This is a genomic window from Micromonospora sp. NPDC003241 (genome assembly GCF_053589795.1).
Window position 1 is genome coordinate 1 of record NZ_JBSFSO010000022.1, and the last position, 14,357, is coordinate 14,357.

14 protein-coding genes and 1 tRNA gene are annotated in these 14,357 nt (G+C 74.2%); 11 read left to right on the plus strand and 4 right to left on the minus strand.

Features of this window, described 5'->3' with window-relative positions; translation table 11 throughout:
- Window positions 1–413 precede the first annotated feature (413 nt).
- From fdh to ACWDVW_RS18515, 8 genes are all read left to right on the plus strand, one after another.
- Entirely contained in the window at window positions 414–3,704 is a 3,291-nt protein-coding gene (fdh, locus tag ACWDVW_RS18480; protein WP_449950435.1) for a formate dehydrogenase, read from the plus strand.
- Window positions 3,704–4,795, plus strand: coding sequence for a 4Fe-4S dicluster domain-containing protein (locus tag ACWDVW_RS18485; RefSeq protein ID WP_449950234.1), 1,092 nt, complete (start codon window positions 3,704–3,706; stop codon window positions 4,793–4,795). The genes fdh and ACWDVW_RS18485 overlap by 1 nt, the downstream gene beginning before the upstream one ends.
- Window positions 4,792–5,892 (plus strand): NrfD/PsrC family molybdoenzyme membrane anchor subunit, encoded by a 1,101-nt coding sequence (gene nrfD, locus ACWDVW_RS18490; RefSeq protein ID WP_449950237.1) that lies wholly within the window; start codon window positions 4,792–4,794, stop codon window positions 5,890–5,892. Before ACWDVW_RS18485 ends, nrfD begins: the two co-directional genes overlap by 4 nt.
- 43 nt (window positions 5,893–5,935) lie before the next feature.
- A tRNA-Sec gene (locus tag ACWDVW_RS18495) sits at window positions 5,936–6,031 on the plus strand.
- Window positions 6,032–6,051: 20 nt separating this feature from the next.
- Window positions 6,052–7,356 carry an L-seryl-tRNA(Sec) selenium transferase gene (selA, locus tag ACWDVW_RS18500; RefSeq protein ID WP_449950239.1) on the plus strand — a complete coding sequence of 435 codons (1,305 nt, stop codon included), beginning with the start codon at window positions 6,052–6,054 and terminating at the stop codon, window positions 7,354–7,356.
- A gap of 2 nt (window positions 7,357–7,358) precedes the next feature.
- Window positions 7,359–9,161 (plus strand): selenocysteine-specific translation elongation factor, encoded by a 1,803-nt coding sequence (gene selB, locus ACWDVW_RS18505; RefSeq protein ID WP_449950242.1) that lies wholly within the window; start codon window positions 7,359–7,361, stop codon window positions 9,159–9,161.
- A 4-nt stretch (window positions 9,162–9,165) separates the two neighbouring features.
- Window positions 9,166–9,363: a hypothetical protein gene (locus ACWDVW_RS18510; RefSeq protein ID WP_013733930.1), complete on the plus strand. Its 198-nt coding sequence runs from the start codon at window positions 9,166–9,168 to the stop codon at window positions 9,361–9,363.
- A gap of 69 nt (window positions 9,364–9,432) precedes the next feature.
- Window positions 9,433–9,609: a hypothetical protein gene (locus ACWDVW_RS18515; protein ID WP_162854401.1), complete on the plus strand. Its 177-nt coding sequence runs from the start codon at window positions 9,433–9,435 to the stop codon at window positions 9,607–9,609.
- Window positions 9,610–9,618: 9 nt separating this feature from the next.
- Here ACWDVW_RS18515 and ACWDVW_RS18520 read toward each other — a convergent pair whose 3' ends face one another.
- On the minus strand, window positions 9,619–10,266 hold the full coding sequence (locus ACWDVW_RS18520) for a hypothetical protein (RefSeq protein WP_350694397.1): 648 nt from the start codon (window positions 10,264–10,266) through the stop codon (window positions 9,619–9,621).
- Window positions 10,267–10,372: 106 nt separating this feature from the next.
- Here ACWDVW_RS18520 and ACWDVW_RS18525 point away from each other — a divergent pair, with 106 nt between their 5' ends.
- A complete protein-coding gene (locus ACWDVW_RS18525; protein WP_449950248.1) occupies window positions 10,373–10,576 on the plus strand; it encodes a hypothetical protein in 204 nt (67 codons plus the stop codon).
- Between the two features lie 27 nt (window positions 10,577–10,603).
- Here the strand turns inward: ACWDVW_RS18525 and ACWDVW_RS18530 are convergent, their stop codons facing one another.
- The 3 genes from ACWDVW_RS18530 to ACWDVW_RS18540 are packed head-to-tail and all read right to left on the minus strand — an operon-like array spanning window position 10,604 to window position 12,229.
- Window positions 10,604–11,074, minus strand: coding sequence for a hypothetical protein (locus tag ACWDVW_RS18530; RefSeq protein WP_449950251.1), 471 nt, complete (start codon window positions 11,072–11,074; stop codon window positions 10,604–10,606).
- Window positions 11,071–11,286 (minus strand): phosphatidylethanolamine-binding protein, encoded by a 216-nt coding sequence (locus tag ACWDVW_RS18535; protein ID WP_396746097.1) that lies wholly within the window; start codon window positions 11,284–11,286, stop codon window positions 11,071–11,073. Before ACWDVW_RS18535 ends, ACWDVW_RS18530 begins: the two co-directional genes overlap by 4 nt.
- Window positions 11,287–11,326: 40 nt before the next feature.
- A complete protein-coding gene (locus ACWDVW_RS18540; protein ID WP_449950254.1) occupies window positions 11,327–12,229 on the minus strand; it encodes a universal stress protein in 903 nt (300 codons plus the stop codon).
- 129 nt (window positions 12,230–12,358) lie between these two features.
- On the opposite strand from ACWDVW_RS18540, the gene ACWDVW_RS18545 reads away from it, so the two are divergent.
- Complete coding sequence (locus ACWDVW_RS18545) at window positions 12,359–13,105, plus strand: SAM-dependent methyltransferase (RefSeq protein ID WP_449950257.1); 747 nt, start codon at window positions 12,359–12,361, stop codon at window positions 13,103–13,105.
- Window positions 13,106–13,167: 62 nt separating this feature from the next.
- Window positions 13,168–14,346, plus strand: a complete 1,179-nt coding sequence (locus ACWDVW_RS18550) for a PP2C family protein-serine/threonine phosphatase (RefSeq protein ID WP_449950260.1) — start codon at window positions 13,168–13,170, stop codon at window positions 14,344–14,346.
- Window positions 14,347–14,357: the final 11 nt, after the last annotated feature.

Genomic DNA, 14,357 nt, shown 5'->3' on the forward strand with positions numbered 1-14,357 from the left:
CCGGCACCCACACAGGGTGCCGGCCGGCGGCGTCTGCTGTGCGGGGTGCGATGTTAGGAGGGGTCCCTTCCTATACACCAGGCGTTAGCAGGGGACCCCTCCTTACAACACAAGCCCGGGAGGTTGGAACGGTGAGGGAGTGGGAACAACCAAGGGCGTGGGTCGGTTGTACCGAGCGTCGGTGTGATCCAGTGTCCCCGGGCCTCACCTATATCGCCGTCGCGGAATACCGTTCGACTGGAGCCGCGTCGCGCCACTCGCCGAGAGGCGACCTGCACACCGACACCCACCGTCGCCCTCGGCCCGATACGGGTCGGGGGCGACGTCCGTTCCGAGCCGGTTCTGTCGCCCCGCTCGCCTACCTGCCGGAGCTGGCCTAAGGTCAGGACAGAGCGGTGACCGAGGAGGCGGGCGTGGGACTGCGGGACGTGCTGCTGGGGTGGCCGGTGTACCGGCAGCTCACCGGCACCGACCCGCTGGGCCGGGGCGCCGCCGCCCAGTCCGCCCGCAGCGCCGGGCTCACCGCCCGCACCGAGGACGCCGACGAGGTGGCCAGGTCGGTCTGCCCGTACTGCGCGGTGGGGTGTGGTCAGCGCGTCTTCGTCCGTGACGGCCGGGTGACGCAGATCGAGGGCGACCCGGACAGCCCGATCTCCCGGGGGCGGCTCTGCCCGAAGGGTGCGGCCAGCAAGAGCCTGGTGACCAGTCCGTTGCGGCAGACGACGGTGCGGTACCGCCGGCCGTACGGGACCGAGTGGGAGGACCTCGACCTCGACACCGCGCTGGACATGATCGCGGATCGGGTGCTGGCGGCGCGGGCGCAGACCTGGGAGGACGTCGACGCGCAGGGCCGTCCGTTGAACCGCACGCTGGGCTTCGCCAGCCTGGGTGGGGCGACGCTGGACAACGAGGAGAACTACCTCATCAAGAAGTTGTTCACCGCGGCGGGCGCGTTGCAGATCGAGAACCAGGCCCGGATTTGACACTCCGCCACGGTTCCCGGTCTGGGGGCCAGTTTCGGTCGCGGTGGTGCGACGGTCTTCCAACAGGACGTGGCGAACGCTGACGTCATCGTCATCCAGGGCTCGAACATGGCCGAGGCCCATCCGGTGGGCTTCCAGTGGGTGATGGAGGCGAAGAAGCGTGGGGCGAAGGTCTTCCACGTCGATCCTCGGTTCACCCGGACCAGCGCGGTCGCCGACGCGTACCTGCCGATTCGGGCGGGCACCGACATCGTGCTGCTGGGTGCGGTGGTGAACCACATCCTCGCCAACGAGTTGGACTTCCGCGAGTACGTGCTGTCGTACACCAACGCGGCGACGATCGTCAGTGCCGACTTCGTCGACGCCGAGGACGCCGAGGGGCTGTTCTCCGGGTGGGACCCGGAGACCGGCAGCTACGTGCAGGACAGCTGGCAGTACGCGGGCCACGAGGGCGACTCGGGCAGTGGTGGCACCGCCGACGAGCGGGACACCGCCGCGGGGCTGCGCCACGAGTCGCACGGTGCGCCGGTGGCGGGTCGGACCGACCGGGACGAGACGCTGCGACATCCGCGCTGCGTCTACCAGATCCTCAAGCGGCACTTCGCCCGCTACACGCCGGAGATGGTGGAGCGGGTGTGTGGCCTGCCTCGGGAGAGGTTCCTGGAGTTGGCCCGGGCCTGGACGGAGAACTCGGGCCGGGAGCGGACCGGGTGCCTGATCTATTCGGTGGGGTGGACCCAGCACACCGTCGGGGTGCAGTACATCCGCACCGGGGCGATCATCCAGTTGCTGCTGGGCAACGTGGGTCGTCCGGGTGGTGGGGTGTTGGCGCTGCGCGGGCACGCCAGCATCCAGGGGTCCACGGACATCCCGACGTTGTTCAACCTGCTGCCGGGCTACCTGCCGATGCCGCACCACGCCAAGCACGTGACCTTCGACGACTGGGTGGACGACATCCGGCATCCGGGGCAGAAGGGGTTCTGGGGCAACGCCCGCGCGTACGCGGCGAGTCTGCTCAAGGCGTACTGGGGGGACGCGGCGACGCCGGAGAACGACTTCTGTTACGGCCACCTGCCTCGGCTGACCGGCGACCACGGCACGTACCAGCAGGTGCTGGACATGATCGCGGGCAAGATCAAGGGGTACTTCCTGCTCGGCCAGAACCCGGCGGTCGGGTCGGCGCACGGGCGGGCGCAGCGGCTCGGCATGGCCAACCTGGACTGGCTGGTGGTCCGCGACCTGTTCATGATCGAGAGTGCGACCTTCTGGCAGCGTGGTCCCGAGGTCGCCACCGGTGAGATCGTGCCGCAGGAGTGCCGCACCGAGGTGTTCTTCCTGCCCGCCGCCTCGCACGTGGAGAAGGAGGGCACGTTCACCCAGACCCAGCGGCTGGTGCAGTGGCGGGAGAAGGCGGTCGAGCCTCCCGGTGACGCCCGCTCCGAGCTGTGGTTCTTCTATCACCTGGGGCGTCGGCTGCGGGAGAAGCTGGCCGGTTCGTCGCTGCCGCGCGACCGGGCGCTGCTGGACCTGGCGTGGGACTACCCCACGCACGGCCCGCGCGAGGAGCCGGACGCCGAGGCGGTGCTGCGGGAGATCAACGGGTACGACACCAGCACCGGCCGCCCGCTGTCCGCGTTCGCCGAGGCCCGCGACGACGGTACGACCGCGGTGGGCTGCTGGATCTACACCGGCGTGTACGCCGACGGGGTGAACCAGGCGGCCCGGCGGCGGCCCGGTCACGAGCAGGACTGGGTGGCCGCCGAGTGGGGGTGGGCGTGGCCGGCGAACCGGCGTCTGCTCTACAACCGGGCGTCGGCGGATCCGCAGGGGCGGCCGTGGAGCGAGCGGAAGCGCTACGTGTGGTGGGACGCCGAGGCGGGCCGGTGGACCGGGCGTGACGTGCCGGACTTCGAGGTGACGAAACCGCCGTCGTACCGGCCGCCGGAGGGTGCCACCGGTCCGGCGGCGCTGGCCGGGGACGACCCGTTCGTCATGCAGTCCGACGGGAAGGGCTGGTTGTACGCGCCGAGCGGTGTGCTGGACGGACCGTTGCCGACCCACTACGAGCCGGCCGAGTCCCCGGTGCGCAACCCGCTCTACGCGCAGCAGGCCAACCCGACCCGCAAGATGTACGCGCACCCGGTCAACCCGACGAACCCCAGTCCGCCCGCGCCGCACAGTCAGGTCTTCCCGTACGTGTTCACGGTCAGCCGACTCACCGAGCACCACACGGCGGGTGGGATGAGCCGCACCGTACGGCCGCTTGCGGAGTTGCAGCCGGAGATGTTCGTGGAGGTGTCCCCGGAGTTGGCCGGCCTGATCGGGCTGACCCATCTGGGCTGGGCGCACCTGGTCACCTCCCGTGCGGTGATCGAGGCGAAGGTGCTGGTCACCGATCGGATCGTGCCGTTGCGGGTGGACGGGCGGGTGATCCACCAGCTCTGGCTGCCGTACCACTTCGGGTACGAGGGGCTGGTCACCGGCGACTCGGCCAACGACCTGTTCGGCATCACCCTGGACCCGAACGTGCTGATCCAGGAGAGCAAGATCGGCACGTGTGACGTGCGTCCGGGGCGGCGTCCCACCGGAGCGGCCCTGCGGGAGATGGTCCGCGACTACGGTGACCGGGCCGGCATCGTGCCGGGCAGCACCCCGCCGGCGGTCACTCCCGGTGTGCCGACCACGCCGACCGGGACCGGCGACGAGGAGGGGAAGCACTGATGGTCGACCCGCAGCACCGGTCGGGCCCGCCCGCGTCGCCGAGCCCGGCGTACCAGCCGGCGTCGGCGTCCGGGTGGGTCGACGCGCCCCCACGGATGGGTTTCTTCACCGACACCAGCGTCTGCATCGGCTGCAAGGCGTGCGAGGTGGCCTGCAAGGAGTGGAACGGGGTGCCGGCCTCCGGCCTGGACCTGCTCGGCATGTCGTACGACAACACCGGCGCGTTGACCGCGAACTCCTGGCGGCACGTGGCCTTCGTGGAGCAGCCCCGTCCCTCCGGTCACCGCGACGCACCTTTCGCCGGCACGCCCACCGGCGACCCGGTCAGCGCCTCCTCGGCGGCGACCGCCGCCGGCACCGGCAGTCCGACCGGCACGAGCAACGCGACCGGCACGAGCAACCCGACCGGCACCGATCCCGGCCTGCCGTCGGGTGATCCGGCGGCAGCCGCCCGGATGACCGAGTTCCTGGGGATGCCGGCCGCCGGACCCCCGGGGCGTACCGGCAGCGCGGAGGGCCGGTCGGACTTCCGCTGGCTGATGATGTCGGACGTGTGCAAGCACTGCACCCACGCCGCCTGCCTGGACGTCTGCCCGACCGGTTCGCTGTTCCGCACCGAGTTCGGCACGGTGGTGGTGCAGGAGGACATCTGCAACGGCTGCGGGTACTGCGTCTCGGCCTGCCCGTACGGCGTCATCGACCGGCGGGTCGACGACGGCCGGGTGTGGAAGTGCACGTTGTGCTACGACCGGATCGGCGCCGGTATGACGCCGGCCTGCGCGCAGGCGTGCCCGACCGAGTCGATCCAGTACGGCCCGCTCCACGAGTTGCGGGAACGCGCCGCCGCCCGGGTCGCCACGCTGCACGAGCGGGGGGCGCCGGAGGCGCGGCTCTACGGTCACGACCCGGACGACGGGGTCGGCGGCGACGGCGCGTTCTTCCTGCTGCTCGACGAACCAGAGGTGTACGGCCTGCCACCGGACCCGCAGGTCACCACCCGGGACCTGCCGAGGATGTGGCAGCGGGCCGGGGCCGCCGCGCTGGCCATGGCGGCGGTGGCGGTCGGCGCGTTCCTCGGTGGCCGGCGGTGAATCCCCGCGACCCGGAGGTGGGTGACAAGTTCCGTCGCTTCCGCGACCAGGCGGCTCGTGGCGGGACCGGCGACCAGGCGGCCGATGGCGGCACCGGCGGGCGGCGGGGCGGTGGGCGCGGGAGGCGCGGCGGCGAGGAGCTGGCGGTGCCCCCGGCGGAGTTCCGCTCCTACTACGGGCGGCCGATCCTGAAACCGCCGGTCTGGACCTGGGAGATCGCCGCGTACCTGTTCACCGGCGGGCTGGCAGCCGGCTCGTCGCTGCTGGCGGCGGGTGGGCAGGTGACCAGCCGTCCGGCGCTGCGCCGGGTCGGTCGGGTCGCCGCGCTGGTCGCGGTCACCGCCAGTGCGGGCCTGCTGGTCAAGGACCTGGGTCGGCCGGAGCGGTTCCACCACATGCTGCGGGTGGCGAAACCGACGTCGCCGATGTCGGTGGGGACGTGGATCCTGAGCGCGTACGGGCCGGCGGCCGGGTTGGCCGCGATCGCCGAGGCGGCGCCGCTGCTGCCCGAGCGGGGTCCGCTGGGGCTGGTCCGTCGGGCGGTGCCGCCGGTGGGGCACGCCGCCGGGCTGGCCGCCGCGGTGACCGCCCCGGCCCTGGGCACGTACACGGCGGTGCTGCTGGCGGACACGGCCGTGCCGTCGTGGCACGAGGCGTACCCGCACCTGCCGTTCGTCTTCGCCGGCAGCGCCCTGGCCAGCGGCGCCGGGGTGGGGCTGCTGGCGGTGCCGCCCGCGCAGGCCGGTCCGGCGCGGCGGATGGCGGTGGCCGGTGCCGGTCTGGAGCTGGTCGGCGCGCATCGGTTGGAGACCCGGCTGGGGTTGCTCGGTGAGCCGTACCGCACCGGTCGCGGCGGCCGGTTGTTGCGGGCCGGCCGGGCGTTGACCGTGGCCGGGGTGGCCGGTGCGCTGCTGGGTGCCCGTAGCCGGGTGCTGTCGGCGGTCTCCGGCGCGGCGTTGCTGGCCGCGTCGGTGGCGACCCGCTTCGGGGTGTTCCACGCGGGCGTGGCCTCGGCCCGGGATCCGAAGTACACCGTGCTGCCGCAGCGGGAGCGTCTGGCACGGCGCGCCGGTGAGGCGCCGACGACCGAGCAGTGACTCGGCGGTACGGCCGGGCGCGTGCTGTGATCCAATGCTGGGTGGAGGCGTTCAGGCGGCTGGTGCCCCTCCCGGTCTTCAAAACCGGTGTGGTCCGGGATCCGGGCCAGGCGGGTTCGATTCCCGTCCGTCTCCGCCACACGGTGAGGAGATGACGCGATGGGCGACGGCGGCGTCGACCCGCGACGCCGGGTGCCGCGTACCGACGCGTTGCTGGCCGATCCCCGGCTGGTCGCGGCCGCCGCCGCTCTGGGCCGGGACCGGGTGAAGGCCGCCGTCCGGCAGGCGCAGGACCGGGCCCGTCGCGGCGAGATCACCCCGGAGGCGGTACCCGTCGAGGCGCTGGCCGCGTTGCCGTCGGCGGCCCCGCGTGCGGTGCTCAACGCCACCGGTGTCCTGCTGCACACCAACCTCGGGCGGGCCGCCCTCTCCGACGCGGCGGTGGCCGCCGTGGTCGCCGCCGCCGGGCACACCGACGTCGAACTGGACCTGGGCACCGGCCGGCGCGCCCGGCGTGGTCGCGACGCCGTCGACGCGCTCGCCGCCGCCGTGCCGGGGGCCGAGGCGGTGCACGTGGTCAACAACGGTGCCGCCGCCCTGGTGCTGGCGGCCACCGCGCTGGCCGCCGACGCCGAGATCGTGGTCAGCCGGGGCGAGCTGGTGGAGATCGGGGACGGGTTCCGCCTGCCGGACCTGCTGACCAGCACCGGGGCGCGGCTGCGGGAGGTCGGCACCACCAACCGCACCACGGTGGCCGACTACGCCGCCGCGATCGGTCCCGAGACCGGTTTCGTGCTCAAGGTGCATCCGTCGAACTTCCGGGTCACCGGTTTCACGTCGGCGGTGCCGGTACGGCGGTTGGCCGGGCTCGGCGTACCGGTGGTGGTGGACATCGGGTCGGGTCTGCTCGCACCCGATCCGCTGTTGCCTGACGAACCGGACGCGGCGAGCACCCTGCGGGCCGGGGCGGACCTGGTCACCGCCAGCGGCGACAAGTTGCTGGGTGGCCCGCAGGCCGGACTGTTGCTGGGCTCGGCCGCGCTGGTGGAGCGGTTGCGGCGGTCTCCGCTGGCCCGGGCGCTGCGGGTGGACAAGCTGACCCTGGCCGCGCTCGCCGCCACCCTCGGTGATCCGGCCACCCCCACCCGGACCGCGCTGCACGCCGACCCGGCGGTGGTGCGGGCCCGCACCGAGCGGCTGCGGGACGTCCTGGCCGCCGAGGGCCGCAAGGCCGACGTGGTGCCGTCGGTGGCCGTGGTGGGCGGTGGCGGTGCTCCCGGCGTGGAGCTGGACTCCTGGGCGTTGAGCCTGCCGGAGCGCTACGCCGGCCCACTGCGCACCGGTGACCCGCCGGTGCTCGGCCGGGTGGCGCGGGGCCGGCTGCTGCTGGACCTGCGGTGTGTGCCGGAGCACGCCGACGCGACCGTGCGCGCCGCCGTGCTGGCTGTGCCCGGCGGCGACTGACCATGCTGGTGGTGGCCACCGCCGGGCACGTCGACCACGGCAAGTCGACGCTGGTGCGGGCGCTGACCGGGATGGAACCGGACCGGTGGGCAGAGGAACGCCGCCGGGGCATGACCATCGACCTGGGCTTCGCCTGGACCACGTTGCCCTCCGGGGCCACCGTCGCCTTCGTGGACGTACCCGGCCACGAACGGTTCGTGCCGAACATGCTCGCCGGGGTGGGTCCGGTGCCCGCCGTGGCGGTGGTCGTCGCCGCCGACGTGGGCTGGATGCCGCAGTCCGCCGAACACCTGGCCGCCCTGGACGCGCTCGGTGTCCGCCACGGCCTGCTCGTGGTGACCCGCGCGGACCTGGCCGACCCGGGGCCGGCGCTGGCGCGGGCCCGTGCGGAACTGGCGTCGACCACGGTGGGCGCGGTGGAGGCGGTGGTGGTCAGCGGGGTCACCGGCGTCGGCCTGCCCGAGCTGCGTGCCGCGCTGGACCGGCTGGCCGCCCGGGTGCCGTCCGCCGACCGCGCGGCCCCGGTGCGGCTCTGGGTCGACCGCACCTTCACGGTGCGCGGCAGCGGCACGGTGGTCACCGGCACCCTCGGCGCGGGCCGACTCCGCGTCGGTGACGAGCTGGAACTGGCCGGCACCGGCGAGACGGTGCGGGTGCGTGGCCTGCATTGCCTGGGTGAGGCCCGCGACGCCGTCGACCCGGTCGCCCGGGTGGCGGTCAACCTGCGCGGGGTTCCCCGGGACCGGATCGGGCGCGGCGACGCGCTGCTCACCCCGGGCCGGTTCCGGTCGACCGACCTGGTCGACGTGCGGCTGGCCGGTGACGCGGTGGCCGAGTTGCCGGCCACACTGACGCTGCACGTGGGCGCGGCGGCCGTGCCGGCGCGGGTGCGTCCGCTGGGCGGCGACACCCTCCGGTTGCGGTTGGGGCGTCCGGTGCCGCTGCTCGTCGGCGACCGGGCGTTGCTGCGCGACCCGGGCCGCCACCACGTCGCCGGTGGGGTGACCGTGCTGGACGTGCTGCCGCCGCCGTTGCGTCGCCGGGGTGCGGCGGTGGCCCGGGCGGCCGTGCTGGCCACCCTGGACGGTCGGCCGGATCTCGCCGGTGAACTGCGGCGACGCGGCCTGGTCCGGGCCGGGGACCTGGCTCGCGCGGGCGTGCCGGTGCACGTGGCCCCGGTGGCGGGGGACTGGCTGGCCGATCCGGACCACTGGGCGCGGCTGGCCGGGCGGCTCGCCGACGCGGTGGCCCGCTACGCCCGGGAGCATCCGCTGGAGCCGGGCGTCCCGGTGGAGGTGCTGCGCCGGCAGCTCGACCTGCCCGACCGGGTCCTGGTCGAGGCGTTGGTGCGGGCGCCGCTGCGGCTGTCCGCCGGTCGGGTCGGCGCGGCCGGGGCGGATCCGCTGCCGGAACCGGTGGCCCGCGCGGTGGCGTCGGTCCGCGACGACTTCGTGGCGTACCCGTTCCGGGCCCCGGACGCCGACCGGTTGGCCGCCGTCGGCCTCGGGGTCCGCGAGATCGGCGCGGCGGTCCGCGCCGGCGCGCTGCTGCGACTGACCGGCAACGTGCTGCTGCTGCCGGGCGCGCCGCAGCAGGCGGTGCGGGTGCTCGCCGGGTTGCCACAGCCGTTCACGCTCAGCGCCGCCCGGCAGGCGCTGGACACCAGCCGCCGGGTGGCGGTGCCGCTGCTGGAACTGCTGGACCGGCAGGGCCGCACCCGCCGGTTGCCCGACGACGCCCGGGTGGTGGTCGACGCGGATTCCGCCGATCCGTCGGCCGCGGGGAGTCCGGGACGCCTACCGTGACGCCATGGACCCCTCCGCGGTCTGGCGGGACCGGCAGCACCGCTGGCGGATCGAGGCGTACCGGGCGCCGGACCTGAGGTTCGCCATCTTCGCCACCAACGGCACCACCGAGTCGGCGCCGCTGTGGCTGTTCGGGATGTCGGCGCTGGCCCGTTGGCTGATGAGCCACAAGATCTCGCTAGACGACCTGGAGACCGACTGATCGCCCAGTCGGGGGACAGGGTGGGCTAAGACCGGCATTTCGGGGGTGGTCGACCCTATCGTGCAACGGATGAAGGACCGAGGTATCCGCAAGGTCGTCGCGGTGTTGGCCGGCCTCGCGGTGATCTACTTCGGCACCACCGGCCGGTCGGAGACCGAGGGCAGCGGGATCTCCGGGGGGCTGGTGGTGCTGGCCCTGCTCGCCGCCCTGCTGGTGTGGCACCTGACCAAACCCGGCGACGCGTGACGACGCCGGTCAGCGGGCCGCGACACGCCGGTTGAGCTGCCCCGCCGACTCCTCTCCGAGCGCCACCCGCACCAGCGCCGAGGCGAACCGGCCGAAGTCGTCGTCGTCGACCAACCCGGCCAGCCGGTCCGGGGCGGCCGGCAACCCGAGCCGCTTGGCTCCGGCGACCGCCCGCCGGTCGGCGTACGGGCGCAGCTCCGGCCAGACGCTCTGCACCTCGCGCAGGAAGATGTCCGCCCCGGTGGGCCCGATGCCGGGGAACTCGGTGAGCAGCCGGCGCAGCGCGGTCCGGTCGCCGCCCGCCTCCCGGTGCAGCCGACGCAGGTCGCCGTGCCACCGGTCCAGACACAGTCGGGCACCGGTGCCGAGCATCGTGGCGGTCCGCTCGTCGTAGCGGCGGTAGTGGCCGCGTCCGAGCGCGTCGACGCGCTGCTGCCAGTGGGCCGCCTCCATCGCCTGCGGGGTGCGGTAACCGGCGGCGAACAGCTCCCGGGCCGCCGCCACCGCCACACCGGCCCGGATCCGGGTGCTCAGCAACGTGACGAGCACCAGCAGTTGGTACAGCGGCGCGGGCCGGTCGGCGAGGGTGATCCCCGCCTCCTCGGCGTACGTGCGGCGGGTGAGCAGGGCCTGTGCCATCTCGCGGTGATCGCCCATCTCGCGGGAGTACCCGTTGTGGCCCGGACTAGCCCTGCTCCCGGCCGAGACGCGGAATGCGGCGGTCGGCGGCGGGTATGCCGTCGGCGAGGGAAGGGAGAGCACCGTGACGAACCCGCAGCAGGAAGAGTTCCGCCGCAACGAGCGCGGCGGCACCAGCCAGTACAACAAGGCGCCGCAGGCCTCCGGTCATCCGGCCCACCGGGGCTCCTCGTCCGGTGACAGCGGCCGTCCCGTGCCACGGGGACAGGTGTCCCGGTACGGCCCGACCGAGCAGCCGGTCGCCGACGACGACAGCGACCGACGCTGACCCACCCGCACCGGTACGACGTGCGCGCTACCGGTGCCCCGACGGCCGCAGCCGGTTCCAGGTGGCTGCGGCCGTCACCCCGTACGCGAGGTGCGGCACGAGGTCGGCGAGCCAGTCGACGCGCCGCCAGGTCCGCGGATCGGTGACGCCGAGCACCGTCAACGACCCGTCGGAGAGCGTCATCGCCCCGCCGCCGAGCAGTGCGGCGGCGCGGAGCATCGGCTGCCGCCGGCCCCGGGTCAGGACGGCGAAACCGACGGCGGCGGCCACACCGAGGCCGTACCCCATCAGCGCGCCGAGCCCGGAGCGCCGGTTGGCGGCCTGCGGTGGCGCGCCCAGGTGCAGGTGGGCCGCGTCGGCCACCCGGCCGGCGCTCTCCTCCGGGGTCTGGCTGGCCGCGCGGGCCCGCACCACGATGTCCAGGTAGGTCACCGTGTTCAGGGCCAGGGTGCCCACCGCCCCGGCGATGAGCCCGTCGGCCAGGTGCCCGCCCCTCACTTCTTCGGGTCGCCCGGTTCGCGGTTGCCCTTCGGGCCGTAGGTGCGCTCACCCCGTGCCACGCCGCGTTGTCCCCGATCCTCCTGGAGGATCCGGTTGGCGGTCTCGTCGGCCTTCTGGTCCGAGGTGTGCCGACCCGAGTCGTCGATGGCGTTGCGGATGCGGGCGCGCTGCTTGTCGTAGGCGTTGCTACCCGGACGCGGTCCTGGCATCGCTGTCTCCTCCGGTCGTCGCGGTGACGGACGTGCCCGTCTACCCGCCCGGACCGCCGGCAACCCCCGGCGCGGGGACCACCGCGACCGGGCAGTGGCTGTGGCGCAGGGCCGCCTGGCTCACCGAGCCGCGCAACAGGCCGCCGACCGGACCGTGACCGGCGCCGCCGACCACCAGGAGCTGGGCGCGGCGGGAGGCGTCGGCGAGCACGGTGGGGGCCCGTCCGCGTACCGACTCGCGGGTGACCGACACCTCCGGGTAGCGCTGCGCCAGACCGGCGAGCGACTCGGCGAGCAGCCGGTCCTCGTCGGCGCGCAGTTCGGACTCGTCGTACACCAGCGGCTGCATGTCGCCGGGGCCGGTGGAGACCGGGTGCCGGTAGGCGTGGATCGCGACCACGGAGGCGCCGCGCAGGGCGGCGGTGCGGACCGCGAACTCGATCGCGTACCGGGACGTCTCGGTGCCGTCCACACCGACCACGACGGGTCCATCGGCGGGCTCGGCGCTCCGGGTCACCAGCACCGGGCAGCCGGCCGACGCGGCCACCTTCACCGTCACCGAGCCCACCACCAGGGCGCCGAGCCCGCCCAGGCCCTGATGGCCGAGGACGATCATCGCGGCGGTGGGCGCCGCGTCCAGCAACGCCGCGGCGGCCTCGCCGTCGACGATCTCGCCGGTGACCCGCAGGCCGGGCGCGACCGCTGCGGCCTCGTCGACCGCGTCGGCCACCACCTGCTCGGCCTGCTCCCGCAACCCGGTGCCGGGCCGGTCGTCGGTGACCGCGTTGACCGGGGTACGCAGCAGCGGCCAGATGAAGGCGTGCCGTACCCGCAGCGGCAGGTCCTGTCGTGCCGCCTCGGTGGCGGCGAGCCGGATCGCGGCGCGGGACGGCGCGGAGCCGTCCACACCGACCACCACCGCCGCGCCGTTGATCGGGTCCACGAGCACCTTCCCGCCGCCGGTCGTCGTTGCGGCCAGTATCGCGGCCCGTGGGGGCCCGGCGGGGCGATACCGCGTAGCGGCACCGGGTCGGTACGCTGACGGCGACTGCCCGGGGAGGGAGCGTCGTCGATGGTGGAGCCCGACCAGCCGAGCACCGCACGGATGATCGATTTCTGGCTCGGCGGGGAGCACCACTACCCGGTCGACGTGGCGGCGGCCCGCGCCTTCGAGCAGGCGTACGGGCCCTGCGCCCCGGTGTTCCGGGCGTTGCGCGCCTTCCTCGGCCGGGCGGTCCGGGCGATCGCCGCCACCGGTGTGGACGGGTTCCTGGTCTTCGGTGCCGGGGTGCCGACGATGGGCAACGTGCACGAGGCCGCGCCCGACGCCACCGTGCTCTACACCGATGTGGACCCGGTGACGATCCGGCTGGGGCAGCAGATCCTGGCCGGCAGCGACCGGGCCGGTTACGGCTTCGGTGACGCCACCGACGTCGGCACGATCGACCCGGCGGCGCTGCACCGGTTCGTGCCGGGCTGGGGCCGGCGGCCGGTGGGGGTGGTGTTCCTCGGGCTCGCCGCCTTCCTCGACGACGAGACGCTCGCCCGGACCCTCGACGAGCTCTACACGGCTGCCGCGCCCGGCAGCCACCTGGCGATCGACTTCGACACCGAGGAACTCGCCGGTCATCCGGAGGCGCTGGCCATGATGGGCCCGGCGTTCCGGATGCGGGCACCGGCGGCGTTCCGGCCGCTGCTGGGCCGGTGGACGCCGACCGAGGACGGGATCGTGCCGGTGATCGACTGGCGACCGCAGGGCCCGCCGGAGGCGGTGCCGGACGCGTTCCACGGCGCGGTGGCGGTGCGGTCGGCCGGGTGACCATGGGTGGAACCGCCTCCGTATGATGCTTGCCCCAGAGCAAGTATCTTCGGAGGAGCGACATGCCGGATGGGCCCACGGGGGTTTCGCGCGCCCTGCGCGAGGCTCCGCCCGATCGCGTGGTCGAGGCCGCCGACCGGGCCATCCGGTCGGTCCTGGGGGCCTCGGGCACCGTCGTGTTCGTCGCCGACTACCGGATCAGCGGCCTGTGGCCGGTGCTCGACCCGCGGCAGCCGGATGCCGCCGCGCACGCCCTCCAGGGGCCGCTGCAACGCTGCTTCAGCAGTCAACAGCCGGTCCGGGCCGCCGGTTCCGACGACCGGTGCCAGCTCTATCTGCCGCTGTCGGTGTGGGGCGAGCGGCTCGGCGTGCTGATGGTGGAGATGCCCGAGGAGCCGCCGGAGAGCGTGGTGCGCCGGGCCGCGGACATCGCCGGTGAGGTCGCGCTGGCCCTGCACGCCGCCGACCGGGAGACCGACCGCTACCGGCGGGCGCGTCGGCAGGAGCGCCTGAGCATGGCCGCCGAGTTGCAGTGGGAACTGCTGCCGGGGCGCAGCGTCAGTCACGGCTCGTTCCAGTTGGCCGGTCAGCTCGAACCGGCGTACACGGTGGGCGGTGACCACTTCGACTGGTCGCTGGACGACGCCCGGCTCACCGTCACCGTGCTCAACGGTGACGGGATCGGGTTGACCGCCGCCCTGCTGACCGCGGTGACGGTGAACGCGATGCGCAACGCCCGCCGGTCCGGTGGCGGCCTGGTGGAGCAGGCCGAGCTGGCCTCCGACACGGTCTACTACCAGCATCGGGGTCACCGGCACGTGGCCACCGTCCTGCTTGAACTCGACTGCGCCACCGGCCGGGTGCAGGCGGTGGACGCCGGTTCGCCGCACCTGTTGCGGCTGCGCGGCGGCACCGTGTCCCGGGTCCCGTTGGAGCAGCAACTGCCGTTGGGCATGTTCGCCGAGACCCGGTACGTGCTCCAGGAGTTCGCGCTGGACCCGGGGGACCGGTTGTTCGTGGTCTCCGACGGGGTGTGGGGCGCGGATCCCAGTGGCCGCGAGACGTACGGGGAGCGGGCGATGGCGCGGTCCATGCGGGCCACGCGGTTGCAGCCGCCGCCGGAGGCGGTTGGTACGGTGATGCGCGAGTTGCAGGCATTCCACGCGGACGCCGACCTGCGTGACGACGCCGTGGTGGTCTGCCTGGACTGGCACGGTGCCGACGGCCGGACGCAGGACTGACGGGCCTCGGG

Bases quoted from the DNA above. Each gene is read 5' to 3' on its own strand.
- ACWDVW_RS18550 (WP_449950260.1), top strand. From the start codon at position 13,168: ATGCCGGATGGGCCCACGGGGGTTTCGCGCGCCCTGCGCGAGGCTCCG.
- ACWDVW_RS18520 (WP_350694397.1), bottom strand. From the start codon at position 10,266: ATGGGCGATCACCGCGAGATGGCACAGGCCCTGCTCACCCGCCGCACG.
- selA (WP_449950239.1), top strand. From the start codon at position 6,052: ATGGGCGACGGCGGCGTCGACCCGCGACGCCGGGTGCCGCGTACCGAC.
- ACWDVW_RS18485 (WP_449950234.1), top strand. From the start codon at position 3,704: ATGGTCGACCCGCAGCACCGGTCGGGCCCGCCCGCGTCGCCGAGCCCG.
- ACWDVW_RS18545 (WP_449950257.1), top strand. From the start codon at position 12,359: ATGGTGGAGCCCGACCAGCCGAGCACCGCACGGATGATCGATTTCTGG.
- selB (WP_449950242.1), top strand. From the start codon at position 7,359: ATGCTGGTGGTGGCCACCGCCGGGCACGTCGACCACGGCAAGTCGACG.
- ACWDVW_RS18515 (WP_162854401.1), top strand. From the start codon at position 9,433: ATGAAGGACCGAGGTATCCGCAAGGTCGTCGCGGTGTTGGCCGGCCTC.
- ACWDVW_RS18535 (WP_396746097.1), bottom strand. From the start codon at position 11,286: ATGCCAGGACCGCGTCCGGGTAGCAACGCCTACGACAAGCAGCGCGCC.
- ACWDVW_RS18510 (WP_013733930.1), top strand. From the start codon at position 9,166: ATGGACCCCTCCGCGGTCTGGCGGGACCGGCAGCACCGCTGGCGGATC.